Raw genomic sequence first — 8,975 nt, 5'->3', positions numbered from 1 at the left:
TCCATTGAGGTTAACTTCACCCCCAAGTAAGGCCATGGTTTGCCCTGTCTCTATGCCTAAAGTAGCTCCAATAACGTTTACTGAGCCAGGATTGCTACCATATTGCAAACCCGTGGGAATATTGATGGTTAACAGTGGTGGGGCATTTGGATCACTAGCGCTAAAGTTGAAACCATTGTCAAATACCGCACTATCAGCAGTGCTAGCGACAAAGGAGCCTGCTACATCTAAGCTCGCATTAGATCCAAAGTTAATACCATTAGGATTGAGCAAAAATAAATTAGCGCTACCGTTTACTCCCAAGGTGCCGAGAATTTGAGACAAGTTGTTGCCAGTAACACGAGTCAAAATATTAGTAATCCCATCGGGATTAGCAAAATAGACTCGTTGACCATTACCAACATTAAATTCGAGAAAACTATGGAACAGGTTACTATCTCGAATCGCTCCCCCTTCGATTAAATCGGCTACTGCACCACGGATAGTCTGATTGGGAGTCACTTGAGAATTTTCATCCCCCAAGGTATTATCTGGGGTAATTTGGGCATTAGTGGGTGAGGCAAGTAATAACCATAGACTACTGACTTCGAGTAATACCACTAAGCCTAATTGTATAAGTGAAATGGTATCTTTGGGTAGCCTTTCTGTGAGGATATTGGTGCTGTAGTGCTTGCTAGATAAGCCATAAGCTTTGTGGGATTGGGGGATGCGATCGCTTTCCATGGAATTGTCTGGCCGATTAGTCTCAGTCTTAGAGTTCCCGGCACTGTTGGTTAGAGGAACACCTGTCTAGCACTGAGAGCTTGCACTTTTAGCAAAGGGAACAGCGGATCACCGGAACAGGGAACAGGGAACAGGGAACAGGGAACAGTAATAAGATTTTATTATTTCACTAATTAAATGGATTTTTATGACTTACGATATTAATTTTTTTTGTACTGGGGCAAGATTTAATATCAACAAAATTCAAAGTATATTTAATTATAAAAAATTAATATCTATTATTAGTTTAAAGCATAGTTTAACTATTTTTAAAGAGTTGTATAATCGTGCAAAATATCAGTATTATCTCTCCCCTATCTCCCCACACTCTTACCTCGATTCCCGATTCCCGATTCCCGATTCCCTTTGCTATAACTAATTATTAATGTTCAAGCAAGCATGGAAGCCTTGACCGAAATGGAAGGAAATCAAGACCAGCAACATCCTCAGGAAAAACGCGATCGCGAAATAGTTAACCGTCTGTTACAACAACAACCTAATGAACACAACTTGGCAGAATTAGCCCGACTGCGGATTCGCTATGACAGCTTTCCCGGTGCTAGAGCCATTCAAAGAGACTTGGATTTACTACTCCAGCGATGGCAACTAACAGAACAACAGCTTTTTGAGAAAAGCCTTCAGATTCACCAAGCCGGTCTCGCCTATAGACGAAACAACAGTTCTGGTAGCCAGGATGACTGGACCTAGTCCTTGATTAATTTTTTTTAACCGATTTGCGAGGGGCTGGGGGTAAAAGCTTAAACATCTGTTTTTCTTGAGTCGGTTTAAGCTTCTGATCAGCGGGAGCTATTGGATCTATCTTAGGTAGATCGATCTTAGGGGGAGACTTAGGGATGGGAACGGTTTTAGGCAGATCATTAGACGAGGCTGTTTCTATAGAAGTATTGAGAGCTTCCAGTTGTTGAGATATCACAGCCTGCTGTTGCAGCTGCTCGGTAGAAGACACTAAGCCGCTTAGTCCATTAACTAAATCCTTGACATTGCGGCGAAACGCTGGATCCCCAGTCAGGTCATCTAGGTCAGCGGTAATCTTTTGGGCATTTTCAAAGGTAACTCGTGCTGAGTCTAGGGTTTGTTGTAATACCAGTAAATTAGTGGGACTGTTGAGAGTATTGGAAACATTACGTAAGTTAGCAGATGCTTGGGCAGCATTAGCTGATAGGTTTTCTAAGTTCCGCAGCATCTGTGATACATCGGTTTGATAAACCGCTGAGTTAACCTGATTCGCGGTAATGGTTAAGTTGCTGGTCAATACACGCAGATCGTTACTGGCCTGAGAGATGCTATCCAAGGTGGTGACCAAATTTCCCCGATTACTGACCAATAATTGATTGGCAGAGGTAATCAACTGATTGAGTTCCCTTGCAGTTTGGCTGTATTCCTGGGAGGTACTAGAAATGCTACTGGTTGCCAACCCGATTAGACTAGATGTTTGATTGGCCGCACTGGTCACAGCATTCGTTGCTTTGGACAAGCCTGCTACCTCTTGCCGCACTATGCGAGACAACTGGGTCATCTCTTTGCTAAGTTCTGAAACATCTCTAGCGGCATTGGAGGCATTGGAAGCAAGGCTATTGATTTTGTCAAAAAACGCTGGATCACCGAAGAGTTCAGCAATGCGATTTCCGTTCCGTAGCAGGTCAGCAAAGGTAGAACCCACGTCACCATCAATCTGATCTTCTTCACAAATAACTAGGGAAGAATTACATTGTGCTCCGAAGGGTGTAAGAGTTTGAGCAGTGGGAGGTAATTGTCCTAGAGGCAGGATATCCACATTGGTAGCACCAATTAAACCAGATTGATTAGCTTCAATCTGGACATTGCGGGGGATTAACAATCCAGGGTCATCAACTTCAACGGTGACATTGACCCCATTAGTACCGGGTTCAATCCTAGTGATTCTACCAACTTGGACACCGCGATAGCTAACTGATGCCCCCACTTGCATCCCAGCAGCGTTGCGAAAATTGACAATGAATTTATAGCTATTTCGACCTAAGGTAATCCCACTAACCCATACCACAAGTCCACCGAAAACAGCAAGTCCTGCTACTATCAATAAGCCAACGGAGCCTTCTCGAATTGTCCGCGATCGCATAGTTTAACCTTTTTTACCGTTTCCCCTCACATTTACTATGATGCTTCACCAACCACTGACATCCAAATTTGAACCCACTTGAGCTAGTTTCGAGTAGTCCATGGGGTCAGATAGATGAGGTAAAATCCCCAAAACCTTAACATTGGTTAGACTCTCGATTAACCTAATCGGAGCCAACTGATTAATTTCTTCGGAGGTACGAGGTTGGACACAATTGAGGACAATGCCTTTGAGGTCAACTCGTGATGAGCGTGCCAGGGCAACATTAGCAACCAATTGTGCGATCGCACCTAATTCTACCGGCGCAACCAATACCGTTGGCAATCGCCAATCCCTTGCCAAATCTGCCACAATCAGTTCATGAGTCACCGGTGAACCTAGTCCTCCCAAAGCTTCCACCAAGACCATATCCCGCTGACTGCGCAGAGTATTGAAGCCTTGCCAGACCTTTTCGAGGTCAACCTCTCGTCCTTCTATATCTGCAGCAACTGGTGGTGCTGCAGGGGTTTTAAACTCCACGGGTGTGATCTCCTCCAGGGTTTGACCCAGGTCAAATAGTTGGTGGTAAATTTCGCGATCGCCAATGCCAGTTTGAATCGGCTTGAATATCCCCAGACTCTCTTGAGGACGGTAAGTCTGCCAATAAGCAGCGATCACAGAAGTCAAAACCGTTTTGCCGATCTCTGTATTGGTGCCAGTAATTAGTAATACGTTCAAGATTGAGTCACTCTCAGTCAGTAAGGCTAATATCTACAGCAAAGTTTCTTTCCTGTTTAGCAATTACATCTACTATATACTCACCAGCAATAGGCAGCTTACCTTGCCACCGTTGCACCCCTGAAGCCTTTTCCACTAACTTCCCATTGGGATAGCGGATCGTTAAAGCCACATCACTTTCAATCACCTCTAGCTTCAATTGCTGACCCTGTTTAGCCTTCACCAAGTAGCGCTGAATCTTCTGGGGGGTAGTGCTACCGACCAGCCGCAAACCCTTAGTTCCCTGCAACAAATTGACCCGTTTTATCTTATACTCAGCAGTTGGTTTAGGTGTAGGTTTCGGTAATGGTGCTTCTGTTAAGCTTAATCCTAGCTGATAATCGCTATTCGACAGACCCTTAACTGGACTTAGCTGAATCGTGTAGTTGCCAGTGAAAAGAAATTTCCCTTCCCATTGTCGCACCCGCTTAGCTCGATTGTCCACTAGTTTTCCGTCCGGGCCAAGCACTGTCATCAAAACCCCTTCATCACTGAGATATGCCTTGAGGGTTTGGTCTTGTTTACCCTGGATAATGTAGTTAATCGTGTGATTAGCCTTTAAATTCCTGGATTTTGAAAGGGTTTTACCAGCAGCAAGCTCTAGACGCTGACTGTAAATTTGAGGCTTACTCTGGGTTGGACTAGCGCTAGGAGTCGCAGTGGGAGTCGGACTAGGACTAGGACTAGGACTCACTGACACCTTAGGACTTGGAGATTTTCCAGTGTCCTGCTGATTAACATTGCTCACCCAGACCCAAGAGCCTATTCCTGCCAGCACTGCTAGTCCTGTAGCTATCCCAAGCAGCGGCCAAGGACTATTCCAGATAGAATTACCCGTGGCTTGAGACATCACCGGTTCACTCGGTTCTCCACCTCTGGCCTCCCTGGGTGTCCCACCTTCAGCTGATACCACCGTTGTCCCAGGTATTGGCTTGCGCTTTGGCAGTTGGGGAGTTAACCCAGAAGCTTGAAAGGCATACAATACTTCCCTAGCTGATTGGTAGCGATCGCTTGGTTGATAACTAAGCATCCGATTTAATATCTCAGCTAACTCATCGCTAACCCTAGCCGAGGGACGCCAGTTCCAAGTCAGATTAGTATTATCCATCAGTTCTCCTGGTTCTTTTCCAGTCAGGAGCACTATAGAAGTCACTGCTAGGGCATAGAGGTCACTACTTGGATACACCTGACCGGTCTGAATTTGTTCCCTGGGAGCGTAACCGCTTTTGCCAATACTAGTTGTTGGTGTGGGAGTATCTGGCAATTGAAGACGAGTTGCCAGTTCCTGTACCACACCCAAATTAATCAAAACGGGTATACTGTCTGTTTCCCGCATGATAATGTTATCGGGTGTGATATCTCGGTGGATAATCCCTTGGCTGTGGATGTAGTCCAAAACTGGCAAGGATTGCTGCAATAGCTGACGGACTTCCGTTTCTGATAAAACTCCCAATTTTGTCGGGCTAGCCAATGGAACCGGTGATTGCACTTCCCGATCCGGATTAGAAGATAGAGGTTCACTTTGATTAAGAAGGGCTTTGCGTTGTTCTAGGAGGTCACCATAGGTTTTTCCCTCTACGTAGTCTCGCACCAGAAACAGCCGTCCTTCCTCTTCAAAAGTCGCTCGGAACTGAGGAATTTGCGGGTGTTCAATTTTATACAGGATACCTGCTTCTTGTTGAAACAGTTGCCTTGACTTATCGAGATTATTAGTTTCTGTCTGAGGGGGAATAAATTCTTTGAGGGCACAAGGTTCATTGAAGCGCCCTTGATCCTCTACCAGGTAAGTCCGATTGAATTCTCCTTGGTCAAGGACACGGAGCAGATGGTAGCGATTTTGCAGAATAGTGCCAGAGGCAATCGGTGGTTCCATCGGTGGTAGATCACGTATTACGGACAATAAGGCCGGAGGAGTATTCTTGAAGTTTAGACTGTATTATGTTGCTTTGGAACGTCACCGATTGATTCCAACCGTTCCGTTGAGCCACAGAGTTGAGCCACAGATAAGTTGATCAACATATATATCAGGGTTTACCCAACACTAGACTCCAAACACCCTTATGGTGTACAATCCGCAACCAGACCGTACAAGTATCGTTATCGCGTAAGTCCTTTAGGGAATAGGGAATAGTAAATAAATAGGGAATAGGGAATAGTAAATAAATAGGGAATAGGGAATAGTAAATAAATAGGGAATAGGGAAAAAATCCTCTGTACCTAATGAATAGGATAACCGCTATATATGTTGTTCTGGTTTATTAGAACATCACGCTTATGTTCATTGCTATCTTATTTGGGTGTGGAACTATCTTAAATAACTACCTTACTTGAGTAGATATACAGTTGTTCAAATTAAGTACAATAGTTAGTTTTCGTATTTTAGTAAGAAACTTAAAAAAACCTGCTTGAGTTCTCAGGTTTTTATGATGGCTATACACTATATATAGTGTCTTTAGTCAACACCTCTGTCAGGGCAACGCTATAAAAATTAATAAAATATTAATTAAATTTAAATAAATAATTATAAAAATTATTATAAAAAGGATATTCTTAGAATGTTAAGATCGCGTTGAAATAAGCTTCGAGGGTTTGCTGTGAGCAGTTCAGTTACTTTAGAGCTTCAACCTATTCTGCCCCAGATTGCCGATAACAATCGTTTAAGACTATTTTCTGGTTCGGCAAATGTTTCCCTTTCTCAAGAAGTAGCACGCTATTTAGGCCTCGACTTGGGACCGATGGTACGGAAACGATTTGCTGATGGGGAGCTCTATGTCCAAATTCAAGAATCGATCAGGGGGTGTGATGTTTACCTGATTCAACCGACTTGCTATCCGGTGAATGATTACCTGATGGAATTACTCATTATGATCGATGCTTGCCGTCGAGCCTCAGCGCGGCAAGTTACTGCTGTAATTCCTTACTATGGTTATGCGCGAGCAGACCGTAAAACGGCGGGACGTGAGTCCATTACAGCCAAGCTGGTGGCTAACCTGATTACTGGAGCTGGTGCTAATCGGATTTTGGCCATGGATTTGCACTCCGCTCAAATTCAAGGTTATTTCGATATCCCCTGTGACCATGTCTACGGTTCACCAGTATTGCTACAATATCTGGCTTCTAAGCACCTAAGCGATCTAGTAGTAGTTTCGCCGGACGTTGGTGGTGTGGCTAGAGCCAGAGCCTTTGCCAAAAAGCTATATGATGCCCCCCTTGCCATTATTGACAAGCGCAGGCAAGCTCACAATATCGCTGAAGTGATGAATGTGATTGGGGATGTCAAGGGTAAAACTGCAGTGTTAGTGGATGATATGATTGACACTGCTGGCACGATTTGTGAAGCTGGCAAAGTACTGCGTCAAGAAGGGGCTCGTCAAGTCTATGCTTGTGCAACCCATGCCGTGTTTTCGCCACCAGCTGTAGAGCGCCTCTCTAGTGGAGTGTTTGAAGAAGTAATTGTTACCAATAGTATTCCACTACCGGACGCCAAACGGTTTCCACAGCTGACAGTGCTTTCAGTGGCTAACTTATTGGGTGAAACCATCTGGCGTATTCATGAAGACTCTTCTGTCAGCAGTATGTTTCGTTGAAAATCCCCCCTGCTCCAGGGGGGATTTTCATTTTAAATAGTTGTATTGAGTGTTGAGTGTTGACTAGATACAACCAATGGTTAAGGGTCAACCAAGAACGTAACTCGGTTTCAGCCAAGATTCAATTAGCCACTAACAATTATTCGTTTGGATAGGAGGTGGGGAGAAACCGGAGATAGGGAGATAGCGGTGCGACCCCGCGCTTTTTAAAAGCTAAGTTTGAACGCGAACCGTGGGGTAATTTTTATTAATAAAAAGTGCGACCCGTGGCGAATTTAATTCTTAATGGATCAAGCGCACCTTAGGTATTTTTAACCAAAAAAAACCTCTCCTCAGCACCCCACCTCCCTGTCAAACCATTGACCTGTTTGCCCACGAATGGTGCTATTATAAACGGTTTTCAGGTGTTAGGGATTGAGATTAAAAATGGTTAAAACTCATTGAATACAGGCTTCCAGCTTCATTTTTGTATTCTGAGTTTTAACGTTTATTTATACCCACCTAAATTATCTTCTTATCTAAAAATTAAAAGAGGCGTGATTTTGATGGGAAAACAAGAATCTTCTGATTTGGTATCTGTGGACAATAAATACACAGAACTCGCCAAGTATTATGACAACTTCATGACATCTGGCTATTATGACTATAAGGATTATGCCACATCATTGCAGGAAATTTTGGGTGAAAGAAGAAAAATTCTGGATATGGGTGTGGGCACCGGCTTATTAACGGAGCAGATGTTGTTATTGGAGAATTATCATATAACAGGTATTGATTTTTCTCCCGCAATGGTTGCACAAGCAGAAGTAAGACTCAAGGATACTTCGGTTAGGCTAGTATGTACAGATATTGAGGATTATGAAATCAGGGAGACATTTGAGGCTGTTATTTCCACTGGGGGAGTTCTCAGTATATCGTACAGAGAAAAAGAAAAACAATATCGGCTGTATAGTTATTGCTCTAACAAAGATGCCCAGATGAGATTGCTGAAAAAACTGTATGATATTTTAGATAAGGATGGTATTTTGTGTATCTCTATTCAAGGGGAGCATACCAATTATGAAATGCCAATCAAAGATGGGATCGTGTATACGCAAACAACGAACTTTGGAGAACAATCATTACAGAAGACTTATAAATTTTCAGAAAATGGCAAGATACTTTCTCAACAACAAGTGCAATTACTATTTTTCGATGAAAGAGAGTATCTTAGCTTGTTCGCAACCGCAGGGTTTTCCTTGGTTGGGCAAGAGCGGACGAAAAAATTCTGCATTTTTCGGAAAAACGAATTGAAAAAAGGGTAATAATTCAGGTGAGGGCGGGTTTACAAAATCTTGAAATCCGCGTCTCACTAACCCCAGCTAATATAGGTGGGGTTTGCGAGGCATTTGGTTAAATTAGCCACAGGAAATTATTCCTTGCTCCTGTAGGGACTAACGTCTAACTCACCATTAGTTTTAAACACTACTCGAAAATGACCAAGGGGCTTCTGGGGTACTAACCCAGTCCCTTCGCCACCAATTCCAGCTGCTGCTGGCTTCATTAGGCGTTCTAGAGGAGTTTCTTGGGAGTAATCCCAAGACTCTTTATCAATTGCTTCATAATCAGCAATGATACCCTCTTCAGTCACACCTACCCGATAAGTTAAATCTTGAGGATAGCTGGAGGTTTTATTCCAACTGTCACCAATTTTCTCAGACACCTTGCCTTTCAAATCGTTAATGACAGCGCTGTCATTAACGATTTGAAAG

At 43.4% G+C, this 8,975-nt stretch carries 7 protein-coding genes and 1 pseudogene; 3 read left to right on the top strand and 5 right to left on the bottom strand.

The annotated features are described in order from the left end of the window. Positions 1-723, bottom strand: a 723-nt coding sequence (locus F6K52_RS26830) for a filamentous hemagglutinin N-terminal domain-containing protein (RefSeq protein WP_293085518.1), incomplete at its 3' end; no start/stop codon positions are given. A 438-nt stretch (positions 724-1,161) separates the two neighbouring features. Between F6K52_RS26830 and F6K52_RS26825 the strand changes: the two genes are divergently transcribed. Then, complete coding sequence (locus F6K52_RS26825) at positions 1,162-1,470, top strand: DUF3288 family protein (RefSeq protein ID WP_293085515.1); 309 nt, start codon at positions 1,162-1,164, stop codon at positions 1,468-1,470. Positions 1,471-1,477: 7 nt separating this feature from the next. Here F6K52_RS26825 and F6K52_RS26820 read toward each other — a convergent pair whose 3' ends face one another. Genes F6K52_RS26820 through F6K52_RS26810 form a run of 3 tightly spaced genes read right to left on the bottom strand, consistent with a single transcriptional unit; the run spans position 1,478 to position 5,510 of the window. After that, positions 1,478-2,881 carry an MlaD family protein gene (locus F6K52_RS26820; protein ID WP_293085512.1) on the bottom strand — a complete coding sequence of 468 codons (1,404 nt, stop codon included), beginning with the start codon at positions 2,879-2,881 and terminating at the stop codon, positions 1,478-1,480. Between the two features lie 45 nt (positions 2,882-2,926). Then, positions 2,927-3,598 (bottom strand): dethiobiotin synthase, encoded by a 672-nt coding sequence (gene bioD / locus F6K52_RS26815; RefSeq protein ID WP_293085510.1) that lies wholly within the window; start codon positions 3,596-3,598, stop codon positions 2,927-2,929. Positions 3,599-3,611: 13 nt separating this feature from the next. Continuing rightward, on the bottom strand, positions 3,612-5,510 hold the full coding sequence (locus F6K52_RS26810) for a serine/threonine-protein kinase (RefSeq protein ID WP_293085506.1): 1,899 nt from the start codon (positions 5,508-5,510) through the stop codon (positions 3,612-3,614). A 721-nt stretch (positions 5,511-6,231) separates the two neighbouring features. Here F6K52_RS26810 and F6K52_RS26805 point away from each other — a divergent pair. After that, positions 6,232-7,224, top strand: a complete 993-nt coding sequence (locus tag F6K52_RS26805; protein ID WP_293085504.1) for a ribose-phosphate pyrophosphokinase — start codon at positions 6,232-6,234, stop codon at positions 7,222-7,224. 545 nt (positions 7,225-7,769) lie between these two features. After that, positions 7,770-8,528, top strand: coding sequence for a class I SAM-dependent methyltransferase (locus tag F6K52_RS26800; RefSeq protein WP_293085501.1), 759 nt, complete (start codon positions 7,770-7,772; stop codon positions 8,526-8,528). A 107-nt stretch (positions 8,529-8,635) separates the two neighbouring features. On the opposite strand, the pseudogene F6K52_RS26795 reads toward F6K52_RS26800, so the two are convergent. Next, positions 8,636-8,975, bottom strand: a pseudogene (locus F6K52_RS26795) (DUF4335 domain-containing protein); the annotation flags it as partial.

It is taken from the genome of Moorena sp. SIO3H5, from assembly GCF_010692395.1.
GTDB lineage: Bacteria > Cyanobacteriota > Cyanobacteriia > Cyanobacteriales > Coleofasciculaceae > Moorena.
This window is presented reverse-complemented; position numbering and strand designations above follow the sequence as displayed.